Genomic DNA, 21,763 nt, shown 5'->3' on the forward strand with positions numbered 1-21,763 from the left:
GGTTGTTCGCCAGCAGGTCTTATCGGAGTGCGGGTGACGGACAACAACTCATTGGAAACCTCCTGAAGTGCGCGCTTGCCCTCGACCATCGAGAGCCCGGTCATCACCCGGAGCACCCCACCGCAGCTGGAGGGTTGCCGTCCAGCAAGCCGGGGCTTCGCGCTGGCACTCATGACCTGACGGACATGGTAACCGGCGGGCGGTCGGCGACTGAAATCCGTTACTGGGTTTCCGCCGGTTCGCTCGTCGGCCGTCCGGCGCATACCCGCATGAATTCGTCGTACGACGTGGTGAATGCGTTGCGGGCCTGCGCGGCGGCGGCACCGGTGTCCTCGGCGTCGAAGATCGAGTTCTGGCACTCCATGCTGAGGTGGCCGATCAGCTGCCAGGCGCCGACGACCAGCTGGACCGGCAGCGCGTCGGGCTGGGTGCCGAGTCGCTCGGCGATCACGTGGGCGATCGCGGCGTTCTTATCGTCGGCCAGCTCCATGCTCTGCGCGCTGACCGTCGGACTGCCACGCAGGATCCGCTGCATCTGCTGGAAGCGCCGGAACGACAGCGGTCCCTCGACGGTTTCCGAGGCTCGGTCGACGACCTGTAGGAAGGCCTCGCGTAGTGATTGCAGCTCGTTACCGGTGACCGGGAGTCCGCGCAGGCATTCGGCGATGGCGAGGCCGAAATCCTTGACCGGCCCCAGGATGATCGCTTCTTTGCTGTCGAAATACCTGTTGATCGTGCGTGGGGACACATCCGCGCGGTCCGCGATCTGTTCGACCGTCGTCGCGTCGAATCCCTGTGCGTCGCACAGGTCGAGCGCCACCTCGATGATGCGCAATCGGGTCTGCTGCTTCTTGCGTTCGCGCAATCCCATGCTCGCGCCGCTGGGCGCACTGCGCCCTGGATTCGCTGGAGCGCGCACCGCCTCCTCGGCGGTGGCACTCGCGCCGATCGGCGTTGATGACTCGAGCATGCCCCCATGCTATCGCAATCGGGACGGTTTGTGTCCTTAACAGTCAAATGTCTGATTGCGACATTTTTCTCTTGACGACAAATGTCTGCCGATGACAGGATGGCTGCACGACTTCGAGACGGCTAGGAGACCAAGGTGAGCGAGACTGCGACAGCGGTGGACGATGTGAAAAGACGAGCGGGCTCGACGCGCTGGTTGGCCTTGGGGGTGATCGCATTCGCCCAGCTCATGGTGGTTCTCGACGCCACCATCGTGACCATCTCACTGCCGTTCGCCCAGCAGGATCTCGACATCAGCGACGGCAATCGGCAGTGGATGCTGACCGCCTATACGCTGATCTTCGGCGGTCTGCTGCTGCTCGGCGGACGGCTGGCCGACTACCTCGGGCGGCGCCGGGTCTTCATCGTCGGCCTGGTCGGCTTCGCCGGGGCGTCCGCCGTGGCGGGTCTGGCGCAGAACGGCGCGGAGCTGTTCGCCGGACGGGCGCTGCAGGGTGCGTTCGCGGCGCTGCTCGCGCCCGCGGCACTGTCACTGCTCTCGGTGACCTTCACCGAGGCCAAGGAGCGTGCGACCGCATTCGGCGTCTTCGCTGGTGTCTCCTCGGGTGGTGCGGCACTCGGGCTGATCGCGGGTGGTGCGCTGACCGAATACGCCTCTTGGCGCTGGTGCCTGCTGGTGAACACCCCGATCGCCCTGCTCACGCTGCTCGGCGCGGTGGCCTTCGTGGTGCGCGATGTGCCGACACCGCGCACCGGCGGCTATGACGTGCCCGGGGCGATCACCGTGACGCTCGGTCTGATCGCCATCGTGTACGGATTCAGTCGCGCCGCCGAGGACGGCTGGCTGGCCGGCAGCACCCTCGGGCTGCTCGTCATCGGTGTTGCCCTGCTGATCGCCTTCGTCGGCATCGAGCGTCGCTCGTCGAATCCGCTGCTGCCGCTGCATATTCCGGGTGAGATCAACCGCGGTGGCGCCTTCCTGGCCGCGCTGCTGATCCCGATCGCGATGTTCGCGATGTTCCTGTTCCTGAGCTACTACTTCCAGATCACCCTCGGCTACTCCTCGCTGAAGGCCGGCGTCGCCTTCCTGCCGTTCCCGGCGGGCATCGCGATCTCCGCTGGTGTCACCAGCGCGCTGTTGCCCAAGCTGGGCCCGCGGCCGCTGATGGTGGCCGGTGCCGTGCTCGGTGTGCTCGGTCTGGTGTGGCTGGCGCAGCTGAGCTTCGGCGACAGCTACGCTGCCGGTGTGCTGCCCGCGCAGGTGCTGATGGCGCTCGCTATGGGCCCGCTGTTCGTCGGAATGCAGACCGTCGCGCTGCATCAGGTCGAGCAGGAGGATTCGGGTGTGGCCAGTGCGCTGCTGAATGCGGCGCAGCAGGTCGGTGGCGCGGTCGGCACCGCACTGCTCACCACCATCTCGGTGCAGACGGCCAAGACCTTCGCGCAGAACAATCCGACACTCGACAATCTGCTGGCCCGCGCCTCGATCCACAGCTACGACGTGGCGTTCTATGTCGGTGCCGGCTTCTTCCTCGTGGCAATTCCGGTGATCGCGTTGATGATTCGGGACAAGCCGGAAAATCTGATCGAGGGATCCGAGGAGGGGGCGCGGATTTCGGTCGCGGTCTGATCATGAAGTAGCTGGTCCGGGTGTCCAACGGGATACCCGGACATTGCTATTTCGGTGGTGGTACACGTCACTGCCGACCTACTTGTCGGTAACAATTTCGGGCGGCTGCACATGGGGGCTGCCCGCGCGGTGCGGTCAACGGAAGCAGTACGCTTGTCTTGTTTGCACCACACGTCTCGCCGACAACGCGGGACATATACGTTGTCTGTTGGAACAGCTGGGGTCCGCTCACAAGCGTGTTCGCCTGGCCGTGCAATGAGGGCACCATCCTAGGAGGACACGAAGATCCATGTCCAAGATCAAGGTTGAAGGCACTGTCGTCGAACTCGACGGCGACGAGATGACCCGGATCATCTGGCAGTTCATCAAGGACAAGCTGATCCACCCGTATCTCGATGTGAACCTCGAGTACTACGACCTCGGCATCGAATATCGGGACAAGACAGACGACCAGGTCACGATCGACGCGGCGAACGCGATCAAGGAACACGGTGTCGGCGTCAAGTGCGCCACGATCACCCCGGATGAGGCCAGGGTCGAGGAGTTCGGCCTGAAGAAGATGTGGCGCTCGCCCAACGGCACCATCCGCAACATCCTCGGCGGAACCATCTTCCGCGCGCCGATCATCATCTCGAATGTGCCGCGTCTGGTCCCCGGCTGGACCAAGCCCATCATCATCGGCCGTCACGCGTTCGGCGATCAGTACCGCGCCACCGACTTCAAGGTGTTCCAGGGCGGCACCGTCACCCTCACCTTCACCCCCGACGATGGCAGCGAGCCGATCGTGCACGAGGTCGTGAAGATGCCCGAGGACGGCGGCGTCATCATGGGTATGTACAACTTCAAGAAGTCCATCGAGGACTTCGCGCGGGCCTCGTTCAACTACGGCCTGCAGCAGAACTACCCGGTCTACATGTCGACGAAGAACACCATCCTGAAGGCCTACGATGGCATGTTCAAGGACACCTTCCAGGAGGTCTTCGAGGCCGAGTTCAAGACCCAGTTCGACGCGGCGGGCCTCACCTACGAGCACCGCCTGATCGACGATATGGTCGCCTCCTCCATGAAGTGGGAGGGCGGCTACGTCTGGGCCTGCAAGAACTACGACGGCGATGTGCAGTCCGACACCGTGGCCCAGGGCTTCGGCTCGCTCGGCCTGATGACCTCGGTGCTGCTCACCCCGGACGGCAAGACCTGTGAGGCCGAGGCCGCGCACGGCACCGTCACCCGGCACTACCGCCAGCACCAGCAGGGCAAGCCGACTTCGACCAACCCGATCGCCTCGATCTTCGCCTGGACCCGCGGCCTCGAGCATCGCGGCAAGCTGGACAACACCCCCGAGGTGATCGGCTTCGCGCAGACACTCGAGGATGTCGTCATCAAGACCGTCGAGGGCGGCCAGATGACCAAGGATCTGGCGCTGCTCGTCGGCGGCGATCAGGGCTACCTGACCACCGAGGAGTTCCTCGGTGCGCTCGACGCCAACCTGGCCCGCGCCCTGCGCTGAGCTTCCCCACCTCTCCGCGCCTTTTGCCGGTCGTGACTGCCACTGAGGTGTCGTCGCGGGCCGGCGGAAGAGCGCGGGGTCGGCTTCTGGGCGTACCCGGTGAGTTACCCATGTGCTCACGAAACCAGTTGTCGCTTGGGCGATGTTGGTGATCAGCGCCAGGCGCCACATGCGGGCACCCGCACCACACCGGTGGTACGGGTGCCCGCATTGTTACGTGGAGGAACTTGCCTTTGCCCGGGAAGCGACGTGCGCTGCTCGGCGGTTACCTGAATACCTGACCACCGAGGCCGAGCGGACGGATTGGCAATATTCGGCGATGCTCGCGCTGGCGTGCGGTGGATTCTCGGAATCGGCACAACCGAATTCGTCGCCATGGGTTTGCTGCCCGATATCGCGAGCGCCATGCACGTATCCGAACCGACGGCAGGTCATGCCGTATCGGCATATGCGCTCGGCGTCGTCGTCGGCGCACCGCTGATCGCCGCACTTGCCGTGCGGGTGCTGCGCAAACGTCTGCTCATCGCGCTGATGGTGGCGTTCACCATCGGAAACGCGGCGACGGTTATCGCGCCAACGTTCGAAACGTTGGTCATAGCGCGGTTCGGTCCGGGACTGCCGCACGGCGTGTACTTCGGTGTCGCCGCGCTGGCCGCCGCCACATTGGCACCCATAGGCCAGCCCGCCAAGGCGGTTGCGGCGGTTATGCTGGGACTGAGCGCCGCCAATGTTGTCGGCGTTCCCAGTGCGACCTGGCTGGGCCAGCATTTCGGCTGGCGCGATGCCTTCGTGGGTCGTCGCTCAGGGGCTTAGCTGCCGGGTTCTCCCGAGCTGGGTGTCAGCGCGACGACCGGAATCAGCCGATCCGTCTTGGTCTGGTACTCGGCGAAGCCCGGCATGGCCGCCACCATCGCCGCAAAGAGTCGGTCGCGTTCCGAACCTCCGGTGAGAGGGGTGGCCGTCGCCTCGATAGTCTCCGTGCCGATCTCCAGCGTGACCCTCGGATTGGCCAGCAGGTTGTGATACCAGTCCGGGTTCTCGGGTGCGCCGCCCTTGGACGCGATGATCACGAACCGGTTACCGTCGCGGATATAGGCCGTCGGATTCGTGCGCGGTAGGCCGGTTTTCGCGCCGGTCGTGGTGAGCAGCAAGAGATCCTTGCCCTCGAACGGGCCGCCGACCTTGCCCGCATTCGCTCGGAACTCCGCGATGATCTGCTGATTCCAATCGTTTGCCATCTGCGCTCCTCGGATCGAGAGATCGGGTCGAGGTAATCGTCGCCGATGGGCAGTCCGATCAGATCACCTTTCTGAAGAATCCGCGCAGGTCGGCGAGTAGTAGGTCGGGAGCTTCGTGGGCGGGCCAATGCCCGCCGCTGTCGTATTCGTGCCATTGCACGAGGTTGCGATGGTCGCGTTCGGCGAATTTGCGCGGCGGTTTGAAGTCGAATCCGAACGAGGCCAATCCGATCGGCACCGTGGTCGGCTCGGTCGGCGTCGGCGAGCGATGGTGCTCGAAATAGAACCGGGCCGCGGGCGCCGAGGTGTTGGTGAACCAGTAGATCGCCACATTGGTGAGCAATTCATCGGTGCTCAGCGCGTTCACCAGCGCTTGGCCGCTCCAGGCGAGCTGGCCGACGGGGGAATCCGACAGTGCGTGGCCAAGGGTCTGCGGCTGTGCTTGCTGGGCGGCGTTGTAAATGGCGTGGGCGCGGAACTTCTGCCCGAAGTACACCAGAATCAGCTCGTATTCGCTGAGCCCGTCCAGCTCGCCCGGCTCACGCCTCGGGAAGGAATAGATCTGGGTGACATGCACGCCGACGACCCGGTCCGGGGCGAGCCGGCCAAGCTCCGGTGCGACGATGGCGCCGCAGTCGTTGCCGTGCACACCGTAACGGTCGTAGCCGAGGCGCTGCATCAGCTCGTCGAATGCCGCTGCCATGCGCGTCGGGCCCCATCCGGCGGTGTGCGTCGGTCCCGAGAAGGCGAAGCCGGGATAGGACGGGATCACCACATGGAAGGCGTCGCTCGGATCGCCGCCGTGTGCGCGCGGGTCGGTCAATTCATCTACCAGGCCCAGGAATTCCGTGAACGAACTCGGCCAGCCATGTGCGAGCAGCAGTGGTATCGCGTCGGGTTCGGGAGAGGTGACATGCACGAAATGGATGGTTTGCCCGTTGATCTCGGTCGTGTATTGCGGAAATGCGTTGAGCCGCCGCTCTTGTGCGCGCCAGTCGAATGTGTCGCGCCAGTATTCGTGCAGGCGCCGGACGTACGACAGCGGAACGCCGTACTCCCAGCCGGGCCGAACCGGCACTCCTGGGTATACCCGGCCCGCGACCTTGCGAGCGGGCAGTTCCGCGACGTACCGGGTGTGCGTCAGGCGATATGCGAGGTCGTCCAAGTCGGTCTGCGGGATCGCGATTCGGAAGGGTTTGATCTCGGACACCGCCTCAGCCTGCGAGAGCCGCGCGACTGGAACAACGCCGAATCCGACCGTCTTTCGATCACTTTCGCTTATCGGCCGCCGCTGCCGTGCGCAATAGCCGGTCGACCAGCGTATCGGCGTAGTCGTCGGTGAACGGGCCGGTGCCGAACCCGAGTGCGGGTGTAGAGCGGAGCCAGGATGATGTCGACCACTTCCAGTACCTCGGGTGCCGTGTCGCCGCGGGCGGTGGCTCGATCCAGTATGGTCTGGATCTGCTGCACCCGCTCGGCGAGGAAGCGATCGCGTCCCCGACCGCCTCGGCCACGCCGCCGACCGCCGCGACGGTCAGCTCTGCGCCAACGGCCCCAACTCACGAACAATGCTCGCCAAGGCCTGAATCTGCTGGGTTTCGCCGCCGCTGCGCCAGACAAGCGCCCACCGGACCAGGTGCGAATCGCTGATCGGCACGTAGCGAATGCCGGGGCGGTTGTAGTAGCGGGCGACATGGCTCATACCCATGGTGAAGGCTCGGCGGGTGCTGGCGACCGTAAGGATGTCCTCCACCGTCGAGACGGTGGAAATGCGTTCGATGGGGCGGCCACGAGGTGTGTAGAAGGGGCTGATGGCGTCTTCCCAGTAGTCGGGCATCGGTTTGCTCGGTGCCAGCACCCCGCGATCGCCGAAAACCTCCAGGGATAACTGCTTTTCGCCCGCGAGCTCGTGGTCGTCGCCCACAATGGCCACCATCGGTTCGGTCGAGATGATCGGCCCGACAGTCAAATCGAGCTCCTCCACCGGTAACCATGCGATGACGATGTCGGCCTCGCCGCGTCGCAACGGGTCGAACTGTTCGATGAACTCGATATTCCGAATCTGTAGTTCCCACTCTGGGTGCCGGGTCCGGAAGAGCTCCCAAAACGGCCGGTAGTCATACGAATTGAAGCCGATCATCGCGATGCGAAGGATCCGGGCCGCCCCCTGTGCGGTAGCGCGAGCGTTCTCGATCGCCTGGGTCAGATCGTGATAGGCCGGGCGCAGCTCGGTGAGCAGCTGGTCGCCCAGCGCGGTGAGCTGGATATTGCGTGGATTGCTGCGGTCGATGAGACGTCCACCGATGCGACGTTCCTGATTCTTGATCGACTGGCTGATCCGGGCTTGCGAAAGATACATCCGTTCCGCGGTCCGCCCGAAGTGCAATTCCTCGGCCAGCGCCAGAAAGATTTCGATATCTCTCAGTTCCATCGTGGTGCTCCTGATTGGGTTACGCCACCCAATCAGATCATTTTTCGACGGAACACGCTCAGCTTGCTCAGTCGCCCACGGCGGATATCCGGGCGGCACGGGGACGGGTTGTGAAGCGTCGACGTTCGAAGTCCCAGTAGCGGTAGATCGGCCACTGCACCGTGTGCGCGAGCCATGCCCCGATGATGAAGGCGCGATGGTTGGCCCGCAGTTGGAATCCTTGATCGGTCATGGTGCGCAGCCCGGTCATTTGGAAGTGCCACCACTGACGGGGGCCGGTTCGGCGGCGGCGCGCCGAGGTTTGGGTGCGCATATTCGTCAGCTGATCGATCGGGAGACCACGTTTGGTCAGGCACAGCGCCAGATCCAGATCTTCGACCACGTCTACGCGGACCGCGGTGTCTTCTCGTACCGCCAGCCAGGCCGTGCGCCGGACGGCCATGTTCGCACCTTGCAGATTGCCGACCCGACCGCCGAACTTGCCGCGCCGCTGCTGTAGGTAGATGCCGAATTTCAAGAGGAAGCCGACCGGTGAGTCGTGGTAGGTGGTGATGCCGGTGAGCGCGGCCGTATCGGGGTGTGCGATGAAATGGCCCCTGATGACCTCGCCCCAGTCCGGATCGACCAGCGTATCGGCGTCGGTCCGGGCGATGAAATCGCCACGCGCCTTGTCGAATCCGAGGTTGCGGGCGGCGGCCACGCCGCGCTGCGGCTCATCGATGATTTCGACCTTCGGGTGGGCGAGCGCATAGTCGCTCACGATTCGGCGGGTGTCGTCCTCGCTACCGTTATCGACGACGATGACTTCGCCGATCGCGTCCTGGGTGACCAGACGATCCAGGGTCCGAACAATGGTTGTCGCTTCGTTCAGCGCCGGAATGACGACCGATAGTACGGCTGGCTGCTGGCTGGACACTACAGACTCCTCGGTGTGTTGCGATGTGCTGCTTCAGCCTCTGCAAGGTCGCTACCGGGAACAACGCCGAATCCGACTGCACTTGATCACTTTTGCTTATATGTCGCCGCGCCGACCCTCGTCGCGGCCGACGAACTCGCGCGCTACGGCGTCTGGGTCGATGCCATCGAGTGCGGCAAGGCGGGCAAGCTGCCGACCCTCGCCGAAGCCTCGGCCATGAAGCTCTACGCCGCCGAGGCCGCCACGGAGGCGGTCCAACACCGAGTGGAACAGCTCGCCCGCGACCCAAATCCCTCGAGATCTACGCGGGCAGCAATGAAATCCAAGTCACCCACGTAGCCAAGGGCCTGCTCGCCCGATAGCGAGGGTCACACCGCGCGCAAATGGGTGCGGCTGGCGTAGATGTGCTCGGCGATCAGGGTCGCGATGCGGTCCGGGGCTTCGAGCATGGGGACGTGCCCGACGCCGTTGACGAGGATGCGGTCGGCGGAGTCGGGCAATTCCTGCAGGAAGCGGCGGGCATATATGCGGTTGGGGAGCATCCGATCGTATTCGGCCATCAGCAGGCGCACCGGGGTCGGGAGGTTCGACAGGTCCGGCAGAGCGGGGGCGCGTAGGGTGCCCAGGATCATCGGGAGCATGGCATCGCAGTGCAGTGCGGCGGTGAGCACGGCAGTGATGTCGCGGTGCGAGACGGCAGCGGCGTTCTTGCTGAGCAGCAGTAGCGCGAAGCGTTGCGCGATCGGATTGTTGATCGCGAACCCGCCGAGCCGCTTACCGATTTCGACGATCGGCACCAGCGACAGGAATTTCGCGCCGACGCGCAACTGGGTGAGCGAAGGCGACTGCCAACCGCCCGCCGGCGCGATCGCGGTCAGGGTGCGGGCCCGGCCGCGGCGGGCCAATTCGAAGCCGACCCAGCCGCCGAGCGAATTGCCCGCGATATGGCAGGTGCGCCAACCGAGCTCATCGAGTTGATCCTCGATCCGGTCGGTCAGGGCATGGACATCGGTGGACCAGCCGTCGACCGGGTCTCCACCCCAGTGCCCGGCAAAGGCCGGGGCGAACACCTCGCAATGCGCGGAAAGCCGCAGCGCAACCTGCTCCCAGCAGTGCGGCGAGAGCATGAACCCGTGCAGGAGCAGGACCGGATCACCGGAACCGATATGCAGCGCCTTGATCGGCGCGAGCGGGGTAGTGGAGTTGGTGGTGCCTGACTTCATCGTCATGACCCCTTCCTGGACGGCGATGTCCGGGGCAATTCATCTGACCAGCATTGTACGGTCGAGAGGTGGCTTATATCATCTCGTCGATCAATGTGAACGGCGTCCGTGCGGCGACGGGCAAGACCGGCAAGGGGATGCTCGAGTGGCTGGCGTCCACCGAGGCCGACATCATCTGTCTCCAGGAGACTCGGGCAACCGATGCGCAGACCCGCGCCGCGCTCGCGCCCGCACTGGACGCGGGCTGGTACCTGACACACGCGGAGCCTGGAGCAAAGGGGCGGGCGGGGGTCGGCATCCTGTCCCGGCGCGAACCCCGTGCCGTGCGCATCGGACTCGGCCGCTGGCAGGACGGAACCTGGCAGCCCAGCGCCGAATTCGCCGCTACCGGGCGCTATGTCGAGGCCGAATTCGATGAGTTGACCGTGGCCAGCGTGTATGTGCACACCGGTGAGGCGGATACGCTGATGCAGGACGAGAAGTACCGGTTCCTCGACGAGATCGGCGCCCATCTGCGGGCCCAGACCAGCGATTTCGTGATCTGCGGCGACTGGAATGTCGCGCATACCGAACTCGATATCAAGAACTGGAAGGGCAACCTGAAGAACTCCGGCTTCCTGCCAGCGGAGCGGGCTTGGATCGATGGCATGCTCGCCGCCGGATACGTGGACGTGGTGCGCAGCCTGCATCCCGGTGTCGCGGGCCCCTACAGCTGGTGGTCATACCGGGGCCGCGCCTACGACAACGACGCGGGCTGGCGCATCGATTACCACCTGGCCCGCGGTGAGGTGGCGACCAGGGCGAAGCAGGCCGTGGTCGAACGCGCCGCCACCTACGCCGAGCGTTGGTCCGACCACGCGCCCGTCACGGTGCAGTACCGATAAGGTTCGCGACATGGCAGTGCTGGAGATCGGTATCGCATGAATATTTCCTCGCAGCGGGTTCGCGCCTTCGCCGCGCTCGGTGTGGCCCTGCTGGCATTGGTGATCGCACTGCTCGCCGTGCGCGGCGGCGAGGACAGCAAGCCGACCGCGGCCTCGGTCACCACCACCTCGCACAGCGCCAGCGTGGTGGTTCCGGCGCGCGGCCCGGATGTGCCGACCACATCCACCGTTCGCGCCCCCGGCGTTCCGGACCGCGCCTACGCGACCCTGGCCGAAATCGATGCGGGCCGCTGGCCGGATTCGGCGAACGCGCCCGGTACCAAGGGCGGTGACCGCTGGATGAACCGCGCGGGCACTCTGCCTGCCAAGGATTCGGCGGGCAAAGCCATCACCTACCAGGAATGGGATGTGAATCCGAAGCAGCCCAACCGTTCCCGCGATGCCGAACGCATCGTCACCGGCAGCGATCGTTCCGCTTGGTACACCGGTGACCACTACGAAACCTTCACGAGGATGCGCTGATGACAGTTCCGTTATCGCAGTTCCTTGCCCGCCCCGAGGCCAGGCGCTCCACCGATGCGGCGGCCTCGGCGCCGGTACTCGGCGCCCTCCCCGTGGACGCCCCGACGCTCAGCGGCGTCCGCTACGACGCACCCGTCGACTACGCGGTGCGGGAACTGCGCGGACCCAAAATGCGGACCACCGCACGCGTTTTCGATGAATTCGCGGCCGCGTTCCAATTCCCGTACTACTTCGGCGCGAATAAGGACGCCTTCGACGAATGCCTGCGCGATCTCGATGACTTCGTCGGCCCCGCCGCCGGATACGTTGCCGTGATCCGCGATTCGGCCGATCTGCTGATCGACGAACTGGAAGAACGCGGGTGGTTCGCCGAAGCCATGCGTGATGCCGCCGACTACTGGTCCAACAAGGGCCTGGCCTTCCGGGTCGTGCTGCAAGGTGAACCCTCCGACCCGGAGATCGTCCGCCTGAGCCCTTAGTGCCCTCAGGTGAGGCGGCCGGCGAGGTCCTCGCCGAGCAGTACGAAAATGTCGGTGGTGTGGTCGATCAGTTCGTCGCGGGTGAGGGTGAGGTCGTCCTGTAACCAGGCGGTAAGGGTTTGGACCAAGCCGCCGACCAGGTAGGTGGCGCGAAAGTCGATGGCGGGATCGGGCTTCGGGTCGGTGATGCCGTAGAAGTCGATGCCCTCGGCGGCGACCAGGCTGGCGAAGGCCCGCACCGTCTGGTTAGTGCGGGCGCGTAGTTCCGGCGTCGCCATGCCGGCGACCAGTGCAACGTGCGCCTTGCGCGGATCGTCGGTGAGCAGATGAATGCCCGCCGAGATCGCGGCATGCGCCTTCGCCCGGGTGTCGGCGGGTGCGGCCTGCAGCGCGCCGATGATCGCCCCGGCCAGTTCCTCCGCGATCCGATCGATGAGCGCGGCGAGCACCGCGTCGCGGCTGTCGAAGCTTTCGTAGTAGTAGCGCTCGTTGAGTCCGGCCCGCGCGCACAGCCCCGAGACGGTGAGCTTGGCGATGCCCTGAGTGCCGATGATCTCCAGCGCGGCATCGAGCAGTGTGGCACGTCGCTGCGCGCGGCGTTCGTCCGCGGAGACGCCGCCATAGGTCCGTTTCGCCGACCCACTCGTCGTCCGATCGGATTCGCGTCGCGATGCGGATTCGCCCGTCGCCCGACCACCGCCCCCCACGGAATCGCTTCGCGATGCAGGCCCACCCGTCGCCCGACCACCGCCCCCCACGGAATCGCTTCGCGATGCAGTCATATGGCGATTCTGGCATGGCGGCGGTTCCGGTCGACCGGATCGTGGTCGGGAGCATGGCAAATCTGGCAGAGACTATTGCCAGATTGTGAAATCTGGGGAATTCTATTGCCAGATGCTGTGCACCCCAGCCTTCGGGATGACGGGTCACAATGCCCGACGGCACGCGCTCAAACGAGGAGGTAGCGATGTCCGAACCCGGCTACTTCGCCGATAGTTCGATGGCCAGACGGGTCATGAGCAAGCGTGCGGTGGGCCTGACCTACGGCCAGCGCGCTCTGGTGATCGGCGCGGCCAATCCGCTGCTCTACGTCGGAACCGCCGAGAACACCGAGCATCGGATGACCCCGTACACGCGGGTCGCGTTGACCGGCAAGCTGTTCGAGGCTGTCTTCCTCGGCAGTAAGGACGAGGCGGATCGCGCGCTCGCCTTCACCGCCAAGAAGCATGCGAAGGTCGTCGGCGAACTGCCCGAGGACGCGGGCTCGCACCATCCGGCGGGCACCGGCTATTCCGCCCTCGATCCACATCTGATGTACATGACCATGGCCTTCACCTTCGACTCGGTCGAAGCAATGCACGATCTGCTGGTCCGTCCACTGACCGACGGCGAACGCGAGGGCCTGTACCAGGACCATGTCCGCTTCGGCGAACTGTTCGGCATGCCACGTGCGGCCGCACCCGGCAGCTATCCGCAGTTCCGCAAATCCTTCGACGACTACCTCGCCTCGGACGAACTGTTCCTGACCGACGAGGCCCGGCTGGTCGGTTCGTATCTGGCCGGTCAGCGCGTGCCCTATCCGCAGCGCACGCCGATCCGTCAGGTCGTCGACGCGTACTACCTGCTGGTGCAGGGCAGTCTGCCGACCCGGATCCGCGAGATGTACGGGATGCGCTGGGGGCTGACCGAGCAACTCGCGTTCCAAGCGCTCGCGCAGGGCGTGCGCACCGCGCATATCGCCCCGCCGCTGCTGCCACCGGTACTGCGCGGGACGCTGGCGGGGCGGAGCGCGCCGATCTACAAGTTGTTGTCCAAGCGTGAACGCGAACTGCACAGCACCGGCCGTCCGAGCATGCCTGGTGTCGACCCACACAACTGGGCGGCGCGAAATTCCGCGTGACCTGCCCTCGGCGTGAGCGACGGGCCGCAGCGATAGCGGAGTGTGACCGTGGAGGGACCCGCGAACGCCGTCGATCGAATACCGCGTGCGCGACGGGCCCGGACCGGTAGCAGGGTGTAACTGCGGAGGGACCCGCGATGGCCGTCGATCGAGTACCGCATGCGAAGATCGGGATATGTCCAGTCCTGCTCAGGCGAACCCGGCCGCCGAACGCAAACAGCGGGTGCTGTCCGGGATCCAGCCCACCAGCGCGTCCTTCCATCTCGGCAACTACCTTGGGGCGCTGCAGTACTGGGTGACCATGCAGGACGACTACGACGCGCTCTACTTCATCCCGAATATGCACGCGATCACCGTGCCGCAGGATCCGAAGGAACTGCGCGCACGCACCAAGGCGGCCGCCGCGCAGTTGCTCGCGCTCGGCATCGACCCCAAGCGCTCCACACTCTTCGTGCAGAGCCAGGTGCCCGAGCATGCCGAGCTGACCTGGGTACTCAGCTGCATCACCGGATTCGGCGAGGCCAGTCGGATGACCCAGTTCAAGGACAAGTCGGTCAAACAGGGCGCGGAGAATGCCAGCGCCGGACTGTTCACCTATCCGGTGCTGATGGCCGCGGACATTCTGCTCTACCGTGCGCATCAGGTGCCGGTCGGCGAGGATCAGCGCCAGCATCTGGAGCTGACCCGAAATCTGGCCCAGCGCTTCAACACTCGGTTCAAGAAGACATTCGTGGTGCCGGAGGCGCATATCGTCAAGGGCACCGCGAAGATCTACGACCTGCAGGATCCGACGTCGAAGATGAGCAAGTCGGCCTCCAGCGACGCCGGTCTGATCAACCTGCTCGACGATCCGAAGATCTCGGCCAAGAAGATTCGCTCCGCGGTCACCGATACCGAGCGAGAAATCCGCTACGACCCGGAAGCCAAGCCGGGCGTCAGCAATCTGCTGGTGATCCTGAGTTCACTGAGCGGCACCCCGATCGTGACGTTGGAACGCGACTATGCCGGTAAGGGTTACGGCGATCTGAAGTCCGACGTCGCCGACGCGCTGACCGAATTTGTCACCCCGCTGCGGGCGAAGGTGCAAGATTATTTGGCAGATCAGGGCGAGCTCGACCGCATCCTCGACGCAGGTGCCGAGCGGGCGCGCGAGATTGCCGGCAACACCCTCGCACAGGTATACGACCGGGTGGGCTTCCTGGCTCACTAGGTGTCGTGCCTGCGAGGTCTCGTGAAGGGGCTGGAAGGTGCAGGTGATCGACAACATCAAAGCCGGGCTCGAACGTCGGATCCAGTCGCGGCCATGGCTGGATCACCTGATCCGCGCGGGCGGAAGATATGAGCGGCAACGCGGTGATTACTACGCCGCCGGGATCACGTATTTCACGGTGCTGTCGCTGTTTCCGCTGTTGATGGTCGCCTTCGCGGTCGCGGGATTCGTGCTGTCGGGTCATCCGGATCTGCTCAATGATCTGCAACACAAGATCATCGAGAACCTTCCTGGATCGCTCGGCAACCAGCTCAATGACTTGATCGTCAAGGCGATTCGATCGCGCGGCACGGTCGGCACGCTGGGTCTGCTCGTCGGTGCCTACACCGGACTCGGCTGGATGGCGAACCTGCGGGCGGCATTGACCGAACAGTGGGAACAGCAGAGTCCGAAACGCAATTGGTTGTTCACCAAGCTCTCCGACCTCGGCGCGCTGTTCGGACTCGGCTTGGCCTTCGTGGTCTCGATCGGCCTGTCTGCGCTGGCGTCGAGCACGCTCGGTGCGCGGCTGCTGATCAAACTGCACCTGTCGGAGTTGCCCGGCGCGCGGCTGTTGCTGGTGCTCGTTTCGATACTGCTCGGCTTCCTCGCCTCCTGGGCCGTGTTCGCCTGGATGATCGCGCGCCTGCCCCGCGAGCCGGTAACTCTGCGCAGTGCCGCGCGGGCAGCGGCGCTGGCCGCGCTGGTCTTCGAGATCTTCAAATATGTCGCATCGTTCTACCTGCAAAAGGTGCTGACCAGCCCCGCCGGCGCGACCTTCGGCTCCGTCATCGGCCTGATGGTGTTCAGCTACATCACCTATCGAATCCTTTTGTTCGCGACCGCCTGGGCCGCGACCGCAGCCGAGAACGAGCCCGAAGCCGAAATTTCCCCACCCGGTGCCGCAGTGATCAAGCCCCGCATGAGTGCCCCCGGCCTCTCGATAGGCACCGGCGCGGCCTACTTCGGCGCGGGAGCGCTTGCGGCACTGGTGCTTTCGGGCCTGCGCCGCCGCTGAGTGTCCCAAGCTCGGCTGCAAGTCACCCCGGTGCCCACGAAGCGCGTGTCGGTCCCGGTGAAAGTTGCTGGTACGGCATTGGCGCCAAATGCGGTTCAAATAAAAGCTTTACAGCACTGTCATCACAGTGTCGATATTTCCAGAAAATATCCGAACCGCATACTTCCTCAACGGATGGCGGCATACCGCAGCACGCGCTTGTGATGGGCATCGTTATCGCAACGAGGGCAAAATATCCGAACTTCATGTCGACCACCGTCGCTTCCCGGGCAACGGAAGTCCTGTTCTGGATTGAATATCGGGCCGAGCGATCTCTACCTGGTTGCTCCAAGTTATCTGCGGTGAGGTGGGTGCTTATCGCGAATTGCCGATGTCAACCGGCGGGTACGAGATCGCCGCGTTCGTCCACAACTAACGCGGATAGTGGCGTGAGTGATGGTAGATAGTGCGGATTCAGCGGAGGCTGGGTAAGGGTATCCCAGTCCACGACCTGAACGCGCCTTCCGTTCGAGAGGAAGAGATAGTAGCCCGGCGACGGGCCATCGGAATTCGTCCGGTGCGGGACTCCCTTCCAACAGATTGCGGGCAGGTCGATCTGTGCTGCCTTGTTCAGTTTGTCGATATCCGGATCCGAGTAGACAGTGATCATCCGATCCCAGTTGTCAGACCATCCGGCATCGCGAGCGATATCGCCGAGGGTGGTCGGAGCTTTAGCGGCGGCTGCCTTGCCGATCTCCGCCTTGAGGCGTGAACCAGATCCCAATGGCTCATTCCGGCTATCGAAGCTGAAAAGGTTGTTCGAGCCACATACTTCCTCTGCGGATGGCGGGTATCCGCACGCGCTCATCATGGCCATCGCCACCGCGACGAGGGCAAAATATTGGATCTTCATTCCAGTCCTCATCGTTTCCCGGGTAGCGGAAGCCCCACTCCGGATTGGACATCGGTGTCAGCTACCGCAACCTGATTGCTCCAGGTTATCTGCGGTTGAGATTGCCCGTCCGGTGTTTTGAGCACGACCGCTTGCCCGTTCTGAATGGCTTCCGAGATCTTGGCCTGCAACTGTTCAGTGCTGGCACCGGGGTTATCCGAAGCTATCTTGCGTCCGAGCTCGTTGTTGTACAGATCCATCGCTTCGCGAGCTGGAGGATTTCCGCCTGTCTTTTCGTGCGCTGTCGTATAGGTTTGAGTCCATTCCGCACCGAATTCTTGGGTCATCCGCGCGTTCCAATACGCGTGCCGGAACGCATCACCATGACCATCAGCGAGGACTCGTTCTTGCATCTTCGGATCGAATGCAGAGTATTGGTCCTTGGCGGCCTGCTCCGCCTCCGTCTTGATGTCATAGAACTCCTTGAGACCGAGGAGCCCGTGCTTGCCGACCAGGTTTTCCAGTGCGGTGGCTTCCTCACGCGGCATCGCCCCAGCTTTGAAGGTCGGGTCCCAGCCACGGACGATATCGAGGAGCCAGCCGCTCGGCCACACCACGGTTTCCTTGGTGGCGTCCGTTTGATAGTCAGTGAGGACCTTCGCCAGCTCGGTATCGGTGGGCACGGCGATGAGGGCCTGTCGCGCCGAAATCGGGACCTTCTCGAGCGCACCTTGAATCGTCCCCTCTGCCATTAGATCCGCTTCCTGAATTCGGTTCAAGGCGACGCGGAGCCCTCCGGCGAGCCTGGCCTCCTCGAGCTCCTTGTGCGCGATAGCAGTCCCCGGCGACCACCAGTACTTCTTCATCCACTCCCAATTGGACTTCCTCGATCGCACCGTGCCGTCATCGGTGTAGAAAAGGTCCCATTCAGAGTCCTCGACCTCCTTGATCGCCGCGCGAATCAGGAGGATCATGCCCTCGAACACCGCTGTCGTGGAAGCGATGACCCCTGCAAGTTCCTGGTAGATATCGACGGTGGTGAGCGCGTCTTTGCGATCGTCCTGGGCACGCTGGCGAGCGGATTCGCCGGACTCGCTGTTGAAGTACTCATACGAGCTGGCGAGCGCGCTGGCGGCGGCGTCGACTTCGGCTTCGATTTCCTCGGCCGCCCGACCAAGGGCGACGGCCAGGTCGTCGGCTGGGTTGAGATTCCATGCCAACACCTGCGAGATCGTCAGCGGTTCCGCTTCACTCATCGCGGCCCGGCCTGATCGAGTTTTACGGCGCGCTGCCGGTCCAATTCCTCGAACTCGTTCGCCGCTTTCTCCGCGAGATCCCCGATTCCGCTGAATCGTCCAGCATGGAACTTCAGCACTTCATCGAGGGCCTTCAGCGTCTCCTCGGCCCGAGTTAGTGCCAGCGATTCCGCCGCCCCAGCACGGGCCTCATCGCGAGCAGGGACGGCCACCGGTGCCTTGCCTGCAATAGTGGTCGAGCGCCCGCGCACACTGTTGGCGAGTTCACGAACTCGCACCGGATCGATCTCGAACATCCTATGACCTCAGACGACGTAGTCGTGGTCGCCATACGAACCGCGTCCAGTGCCGTTGTCGCCGCGGAGATGTGTTGGGACATACGTCGGCGGCGCGGCCAGCTCCGAGTTCCGGCCTGGAAGTTGTTCGTCCCGAGTGTCGCCGGATCCGCTATCCACGCGCGGGTACTCCCGCGACACCTCCATGAACACCTGCTGAGCCTCGGCTTCGGCATTCGTATACGCCGCGCGATGCCGATCGACGATGAGCATGGCCAGTCGGCTCATTCCATGCTCTACAGCATGGGGCGCGAGCCGCAGATCCGTAATCGCCCCGCGGGCATCGGTTTCGATGTACACGGTGCCGTCCGCGGACTGGGCACGCCCCCGTACCCGCTCGGTCGCCTCGTTGATCCGTTTGATCCGCGCGGCCAACTCTTCGGTGTCCTCAGCCATTCCGCCCCAACCACCCGATCATCTCGTGCCTGCGCCGACGCCGCAGGTTGCGATAAACGTATCAGGTTGTCGGCGACCGGGATCGTGCCGGAAAACGGCGGGACAACCTGTCTGATCGGCGATCATGTCCCAGTTCACCGTATCGGGGCGAGCCACATACATCTGAGCATTCAATAAGCAATCAGGTTGGCACCCAACGAATTTAAGCTCAGACCGTATCGCTTCTGAGCTGCGGTGGCCCGTTCCGACCCTTTCCGGCCCGCCGACTTGTCAACCGAGGCGTGGTGGGGTGCGAAGTTCGACCAGGCAGTCCTGTGGCCTGCCCGCAACTCTTTTCGGGGGTGCCGTAGCGGCTTGGTGGAAGGCGACGCCGCCGGGTGTGCTTGCGGCGCTGTTGCTTTCGGGGATTACGTCGCTGCCGAGTCAGTCCGCGACCGTCAGCGGTCGAACTCTCCGCGAGTCGTTGCGGAGGTAAGGTCGGTCGACCACTCAGCCGGGGGGAATACGAGTGTGGGGCCGGATAAGGTCTTTGAATCACGAACGCCGACAATGGAGTTCGGGAGGAGGGGGACTTCTATGCAGTCTGAGCTACCGCCGCTGTGGCTGTTCTTGAACCACTTCGCGTCCGAGAGATTTGCCATCAGGTACCTCTTTGAGATCAGCTGTCGAACTCTCCGCAAGTTGTCGCGGCGGTAAGGCAGACCATTCGGGGGGAACCTCAGGCCGGGCTCGACCGCCCACAAGGCGGACCCGTTCTCTGTCACGGTATCAACCTACCCCGCTCGTCAGTCGAATTGCGTTCCCGACCAGTGGTTTTCGTGTCCATTCGGTAAAGTGCGCCGATGCCCCGTCAAGCAACGTACGGATATGTTTTGTCGTCCTGAGTATGCTGCTGACCCTGCTCTAGCTCGGGTTCAGGGATGTCTCTGCTCCAGCACCTTTCCGTTGTGCTGGGCGTGCAACAACAGCCCGGCCATGTCGAACACCCGCAATCCGCAGAAGACGACTGATGGCAACCGCTTTCGCGGCGTGAGAAAACGTGCGCGGGAGCATGATTCCTCACAATGTGCCGGAGGTCCTCAATTACGCTATCTGAGGCCATATTTCGTCGTCCGGCGGAAAGTAGACATCCAGATCGTCCCGCTGCATCAGCCGATCGATCACTGCACGGAGGTGAATCACCGCGCTCGGATTCGCGGTCCAATCGCCTTGGGGGGATCTTCAACGCTGTCACCAAGAGGTCGCCGGGATAGTAATCACCTTCAGCCAACGGGTTCCGCTCCAGCACATCGAGTGCTCGCGGCAGGAGAGCGGACGTTCTTTCATGCTGCCCCAGCATGATGCGAAGATCTTCGGCAGTGAAGAAGCCGATCGGTTTCCGGCGCAATGCGGGCACCGTCTTCAGTGGCTAATACGCCGGTGAGTACTGGCTCGCAACGATGGTTGGACAGCGGGTCTCGCGTCACTGGGATGTTTGGCTCGTCAGCTTGGTCGCCCGGTGGTACCGGATAGAGATCAATTCACTGGCGTCGGTGGTAATGGGAAGCGACGATGAGGAGTATGAGACCGGCTGTGGGTGCCGATGTGGTTCGGTGTGAGGAGTGTGGCGGCTACGAGTACGGCGGAGCGCCCGACTGCCACCGCTGCTGCACTCGCGTCGACGACATCATCAACGACGAGTGGCGGCGCTTCCTCGGCGACTGGCAGGGCGAATCCGAACACGAAATCGCCCGTCTCGTCGTGACCGAACCCGACAGGCATGACTGGCGTGTGGTCGACGCCGCTCTCGACAGGATCACCTGTATCGACTGTGGTGAACAACTGAGTCGTGGCCCGATGACCTGCTCGCCCTGCAATCTCGCTCACGGGTTTCGTTACGCCGCAGTTGAGACTGATCGCCCCGGAGTCCCACCGGGAAACGAGCACGCCGTCCGCGTCAACGTCTCGGTCGTGCGCCGACCGCAGATGACGTCTGCCCGGGAGCTATTGGCCCGGCGCCTGCTCTTGCCTGCCCTGCTGGTCGGATTCCTACCGACCACCGCGCAAGCGCAGCGTTTCAGCTCGATGATCAAGGCCGACCCGGCACCAGACCGGGTCACTGGCATGATCTCCGCTTGGCTTCACAGCACCGCCCAGGCAATCGACACCAACGAGGATCCCGACCATAAGCCCAAGTGGTGAGGCAGCCGTTTACCGCTCCGAGTGGTCAACTAACGGCGCTCTGCCTCGAACGTCCACACGGTTGTCGGCTATGGCGGTTGCTCGGCAGCCATGTGGATTGGCCCTCGACCGTGTCGACGCCACTGTAAAAGAGCCGGTGCCCGGGTCCGCTCGTGGAATCGCCAGCTACAGGTCAGCCGGGCCGCGGCCGTCGCTGCTACCTGCTGGGTATTACGAAACCGTGGCGGTACGACTGTGGGGGTAGGGCGAATTCCGGGGGTTACCGGATAGGCATGGGTGTACCTCTTCTCTACCGTCGTAACCAACATGTCGAAATGACCTTGGTTGTGTGGTGGAGAGAGGTAGCAGCGTGGGTACGAGCATATTTCGGCGGCGCGGCCGGTACGCCATCATCGCCGCCGCACTGCTGGCCGTCGCGGGCTGTGGCGATAGCACGGTGAAACCGAGTACGGCCGCACCGTTGCCCGCGCAGGTCTCCGATGCACTGACCGACCTGGTCCGCTCCGGTCTGCCCGGCGCGCAGGCCGTCATCAGCGGACCGGACGGAGAGCACACCGTCACCGCGGGTGCCGGCGACCTCACCACCGCGGCGCCCTACGCCGAGCGCGCCCATATTCGAATCGGCAGCATCACCAAGACCTTCGTCGCCACGGTCGTCCTGCAACTCGTCGCGGAGGGCACCGTCGATCTCGACGCTCCGATCGAGCGGTACCTGCCGGGTGTGGTGCAGGGCAACGGCAATGACGGCAACCGGATCA

23 protein-coding genes, 2 pseudogenes and 1 riboswitch are annotated in these 21,763 nt (G+C 63.9%); of the genes and pseudogenes, 12 read left to right on the forward strand and 13 right to left on the reverse strand.

What is annotated here, in order from left to right:
• Window positions 1-66: 66 nt before the first annotated feature.
• A riboswitch (SAM riboswitch) is annotated at window positions 67-177 on the reverse strand.
• A 43-nt stretch (window positions 178-220) separates the two neighbouring features.
• Window positions 221-970: a TetR family transcriptional regulator gene (locus AB0L63_RS30445; RefSeq protein WP_364507827.1), complete on the reverse strand. Its 750-nt coding sequence runs from the start codon at window positions 968-970 to the stop codon at window positions 221-223.
• A 135-nt stretch (window positions 971-1,105) separates the two neighbouring features.
• Here AB0L63_RS30445 and AB0L63_RS30450 point away from each other — a divergent pair, with 135 nt between their 5' ends.
• The 3 genes and pseudogenes from AB0L63_RS30450 to AB0L63_RS30460 form a co-directional block, all read left to right on the forward strand.
• Window positions 1,106-2,599 carry an MFS transporter gene (locus tag AB0L63_RS30450; RefSeq protein WP_364507830.1) on the forward strand — a complete coding sequence of 498 codons (1,494 nt, stop codon included), beginning with the start codon at window positions 1,106-1,108 and terminating at the stop codon, window positions 2,597-2,599.
• A gap of 289 nt (window positions 2,600-2,888) precedes the next feature.
• A complete protein-coding gene (locus AB0L63_RS30455) occupies window positions 2,889-4,106 on the forward strand; it encodes an NADP-dependent isocitrate dehydrogenase (protein ID WP_364507833.1) in 1,218 nt (405 codons plus the stop codon).
• 319 nt (window positions 4,107-4,425) lie between these two features.
• Window positions 4,426-4,895 (forward strand): annotated as a pseudogene (locus AB0L63_RS30460) (MFS transporter); the annotation flags it as partial.
• 20 nt (window positions 4,896-4,915) lie between these two features.
• On the opposite strand, the gene AB0L63_RS30465 reads toward AB0L63_RS30460, so the two are convergent.
• The 4 genes from AB0L63_RS30465 to AB0L63_RS30480 all read right to left on the reverse strand — a co-directional run bounded on the left by AB0L63_RS30465 (window position 4,916) and on the right by AB0L63_RS30480 (window position 8,691).
• On the reverse strand, window positions 4,916-5,344 hold the full coding sequence (locus AB0L63_RS30465) for a nitroreductase family deazaflavin-dependent oxidoreductase (protein ID WP_364507836.1): 429 nt from the start codon (window positions 5,342-5,344) through the stop codon (window positions 4,916-4,918).
• A gap of 58 nt (window positions 5,345-5,402) precedes the next feature.
• On the reverse strand, window positions 5,403-6,554 hold the full coding sequence (locus AB0L63_RS30470) for an epoxide hydrolase family protein (RefSeq protein ID WP_364507839.1): 1,152 nt from the start codon (window positions 6,552-6,554) through the stop codon (window positions 5,403-5,405).
• A 324-nt stretch (window positions 6,555-6,878) separates the two neighbouring features.
• Window positions 6,879-7,775 carry a LysR family transcriptional regulator gene (locus AB0L63_RS30475; protein WP_364507842.1) on the reverse strand — a complete coding sequence of 299 codons (897 nt, stop codon included), beginning with the start codon at window positions 7,773-7,775 and terminating at the stop codon, window positions 6,879-6,881.
• Window positions 7,776-7,842: 67 nt separating this feature from the next.
• A complete protein-coding gene (locus AB0L63_RS30480) occupies window positions 7,843-8,691 on the reverse strand; it encodes a glycosyltransferase family 2 protein (protein WP_364507845.1) in 849 nt (282 codons plus the stop codon).
• A 162-nt stretch (window positions 8,692-8,853) separates the two neighbouring features.
• Here AB0L63_RS30480 and AB0L63_RS30485 point away from each other — a divergent pair.
• Window positions 8,854-9,053: pseudogene (locus AB0L63_RS30485) on the forward strand (acyl-CoA dehydrogenase family protein); the annotation flags it as partial.
• 6 nt (window positions 9,054-9,059) lie between these two features.
• On the opposite strand, the gene AB0L63_RS30490 reads toward AB0L63_RS30485, so the two are convergent.
• Window positions 9,060-9,920 carry an alpha/beta hydrolase gene (locus AB0L63_RS30490; protein WP_364507848.1) on the reverse strand — a complete coding sequence of 287 codons (861 nt, stop codon included), beginning with the start codon at window positions 9,918-9,920 and terminating at the stop codon, window positions 9,060-9,062.
• A 62-nt stretch (window positions 9,921-9,982) separates the two neighbouring features.
• Here AB0L63_RS30490 and AB0L63_RS30495 point away from each other — a divergent pair, with 62 nt between their 5' ends.
• The 3 genes from AB0L63_RS30495 to AB0L63_RS30505 are packed head-to-tail and all read left to right on the forward strand — an operon-like array spanning window position 9,983 to window position 11,799.
• Window positions 9,983-10,798 carry an exodeoxyribonuclease III gene (locus AB0L63_RS30495; RefSeq protein ID WP_364507851.1) on the forward strand — a complete coding sequence of 272 codons (816 nt, stop codon included), beginning with the start codon at window positions 9,983-9,985 and terminating at the stop codon, window positions 10,796-10,798.
• 36 nt (window positions 10,799-10,834) lie between these two features.
• Window positions 10,835-11,320 carry a ribonuclease domain-containing protein gene (locus AB0L63_RS30500; RefSeq protein ID WP_364507854.1) on the forward strand — a complete coding sequence of 162 codons (486 nt, stop codon included), beginning with the start codon at window positions 10,835-10,837 and terminating at the stop codon, window positions 11,318-11,320.
• Window positions 11,320-11,799, forward strand: coding sequence for a barstar family protein (locus AB0L63_RS30505; protein WP_364507857.1), 480 nt, complete (start codon window positions 11,320-11,322; stop codon window positions 11,797-11,799). The genes AB0L63_RS30500 and AB0L63_RS30505 overlap by 1 nt, the downstream gene beginning before the upstream one ends.
• A gap of 5 nt (window positions 11,800-11,804) precedes the next feature.
• On the opposite strand, the gene AB0L63_RS30510 is transcribed toward AB0L63_RS30505, so the two are convergent.
• The gene (locus AB0L63_RS30510; RefSeq protein ID WP_364507860.1) at window positions 11,805-12,506 is read right to left on the reverse strand and encodes a TetR/AcrR family transcriptional regulator; all 702 of its coding nucleotides are present in this window, start codon (window positions 12,504-12,506) and stop codon (window positions 11,805-11,807) included.
• 260 nt (window positions 12,507-12,766) lie between these two features.
• Between AB0L63_RS30510 and AB0L63_RS30515 the strand changes: the two genes are divergently transcribed.
• From AB0L63_RS30515 to yhjD, 3 genes are all read left to right on the forward strand, one after another.
• On the forward strand, window positions 12,767-13,699 hold the full coding sequence (locus AB0L63_RS30515) for an oxygenase MpaB family protein (protein WP_364507863.1): 933 nt from the start codon (window positions 12,767-12,769) through the stop codon (window positions 13,697-13,699).
• Window positions 13,700-13,874: 175 nt separating this feature from the next.
• Window positions 13,875-14,909: a tryptophan--tRNA ligase gene (gene trpS, locus AB0L63_RS30520; protein WP_364507866.1), complete on the forward strand. Its 1,035-nt coding sequence runs from the start codon at window positions 13,875-13,877 to the stop codon at window positions 14,907-14,909.
• Between the two features lie 37 nt (window positions 14,910-14,946).
• Window positions 14,947-15,966, forward strand: a complete 1,020-nt coding sequence (gene yhjD / locus AB0L63_RS30525) for an inner membrane protein YhjD (RefSeq protein WP_364507869.1) — start codon at window positions 14,947-14,949, stop codon at window positions 15,964-15,966.
• Between the two features lie 373 nt (window positions 15,967-16,339).
• Here yhjD and AB0L63_RS30530 read toward each other — a convergent pair whose 3' ends face one another.
• The 6 genes from AB0L63_RS30530 to AB0L63_RS30555 all read right to left on the reverse strand — a co-directional run bounded on the left by AB0L63_RS30530 (window position 16,340) and on the right by AB0L63_RS30555 (window position 20,220).
• Complete coding sequence (locus AB0L63_RS30530; RefSeq protein ID WP_364507872.1) at window positions 16,340-16,858, reverse strand: hypothetical protein; 519 nt, start codon at window positions 16,856-16,858, stop codon at window positions 16,340-16,342.
• Between the two features lie 8 nt (window positions 16,859-16,866).
• Window positions 16,867-18,093, reverse strand: a complete 1,227-nt coding sequence (locus AB0L63_RS30535) for a hypothetical protein (protein WP_364507875.1) — start codon at window positions 18,091-18,093, stop codon at window positions 16,867-16,869.
• Entirely contained in the window at window positions 18,090-18,389 is a 300-nt protein-coding gene (locus AB0L63_RS30540) for a hypothetical protein (protein ID WP_364507878.1), read from the reverse strand. The genes AB0L63_RS30535 and AB0L63_RS30540 overlap by 4 nt, the downstream gene beginning before the upstream one ends.
• 9 nt (window positions 18,390-18,398) lie before the next feature.
• On the reverse strand, window positions 18,399-18,824 hold the full coding sequence (locus AB0L63_RS30545; protein WP_364507881.1) for a YbaB/EbfC family nucleoid-associated protein: 426 nt from the start codon (window positions 18,822-18,824) through the stop codon (window positions 18,399-18,401).
• 437 nt (window positions 18,825-19,261) lie between these two features.
• The gene (locus AB0L63_RS30550; RefSeq protein WP_364507924.1) at window positions 19,262-19,465 is read right to left on the reverse strand and encodes a DUF397 domain-containing protein; all 204 of its coding nucleotides are present in this window, start codon (window positions 19,463-19,465) and stop codon (window positions 19,262-19,264) included.
• Between the two features lie 209 nt (window positions 19,466-19,674).
• A complete protein-coding gene (locus tag AB0L63_RS30555; protein WP_364507884.1) occupies window positions 19,675-20,220 on the reverse strand; it encodes a contact-dependent growth inhibition system immunity protein in 546 nt (181 codons plus the stop codon).
• Window positions 20,221-20,384: 164 nt separating this feature from the next.
• Here AB0L63_RS30555 and AB0L63_RS30560 point away from each other — a divergent pair, with 164 nt between their 5' ends.
• Together AB0L63_RS30560 and AB0L63_RS30565 are read left to right on the forward strand one after the other, a co-directional pair.
• Window positions 20,385-21,005: a hypothetical protein gene (locus AB0L63_RS30560; RefSeq protein WP_364507887.1), complete on the forward strand. Its 621-nt coding sequence runs from the start codon at window positions 20,385-20,387 to the stop codon at window positions 21,003-21,005.
• A gap of 349 nt (window positions 21,006-21,354) precedes the next feature.
• The coding region (locus tag AB0L63_RS30565; RefSeq protein WP_364507890.1) for a serine hydrolase domain-containing protein at window positions 21,355-21,763 on the forward strand (409 nt) is incomplete at its 3' end.

The sequence above is a fragment of the Nocardia sp. NPDC051990 genome (assembly GCF_040680755.1).
Lineage (GTDB): Bacteria > Actinomycetota > Actinomycetes > Mycobacteriales > Mycobacteriaceae > Nocardia.

What these genes read in the sequence shown, in the direction of transcription:
- AB0L63_RS30445 (WP_364507827.1), bottom strand. Translation starts at nt 970, where the DNA reads ATGCTCGAGTCATCAACGCCGATCGGCGCGAGTGCCACCGCCGAGGAG.
- AB0L63_RS30455 (WP_364507833.1), top strand. Translation starts at nt 2,889, where the DNA reads ATGTCCAAGATCAAGGTTGAAGGCACTGTCGTCGAACTCGACGGCGAC.
- AB0L63_RS30465 (WP_364507836.1), bottom strand. Translation starts at nt 5,344, where the DNA reads ATGGCAAACGATTGGAATCAGCAGATCATCGCGGAGTTCCGAGCGAAT.
- AB0L63_RS30475 (WP_364507842.1), bottom strand. Translation starts at nt 7,775, where the DNA reads ATGGAACTGAGAGATATCGAAATCTTTCTGGCGCTGGCCGAGGAATTG.
- AB0L63_RS30490 (WP_364507848.1), bottom strand. Translation starts at nt 9,920, where the DNA reads ATGACGATGAAGTCAGGCACCACCAACTCCACTACCCCGCTCGCGCCG.
- AB0L63_RS30500 (WP_364507854.1), top strand. Translation starts at nt 10,835, where the DNA reads ATGAATATTTCCTCGCAGCGGGTTCGCGCCTTCGCCGCGCTCGGTGTG.
- AB0L63_RS30505 (WP_364507857.1), top strand. Translation starts at nt 11,320, where the DNA reads ATGACAGTTCCGTTATCGCAGTTCCTTGCCCGCCCCGAGGCCAGGCGC.
- AB0L63_RS30515 (WP_364507863.1), top strand. Translation starts at nt 12,767, where the DNA reads ATGTCCGAACCCGGCTACTTCGCCGATAGTTCGATGGCCAGACGGGTC.
- trpS (WP_364507866.1), top strand. Translation starts at nt 13,875, where the DNA reads ATGTCCAGTCCTGCTCAGGCGAACCCGGCCGCCGAACGCAAACAGCGG.
- AB0L63_RS30530 (WP_364507872.1), bottom strand. Translation starts at nt 16,858, where the DNA reads ATGAAGATCCAATATTTTGCCCTCGTCGCGGTGGCGATGGCCATGATG.
- AB0L63_RS30535 (WP_364507875.1), bottom strand. Translation starts at nt 18,093, where the DNA reads ATGAGTGAAGCGGAACCGCTGACGATCTCGCAGGTGTTGGCATGGAAT.
- AB0L63_RS30540 (WP_364507878.1), bottom strand. Translation starts at nt 18,389, where the DNA reads ATGTTCGAGATCGATCCGGTGCGAGTTCGTGAACTCGCCAACAGTGTG.
- AB0L63_RS30545 (WP_364507881.1), bottom strand. Translation starts at nt 18,824, where the DNA reads ATGGCTGAGGACACCGAAGAGTTGGCCGCGCGGATCAAACGGATCAAC.
- AB0L63_RS30550 (WP_364507924.1), bottom strand. Translation starts at nt 19,465, where the DNA reads ATGGCAAATCTCTCGGACGCGAAGTGGTTCAAGAACAGCCACAGCGGC.
- AB0L63_RS30560 (WP_364507887.1), top strand. Translation starts at nt 20,385, where the DNA reads ATGAGACCGGCTGTGGGTGCCGATGTGGTTCGGTGTGAGGAGTGTGGC.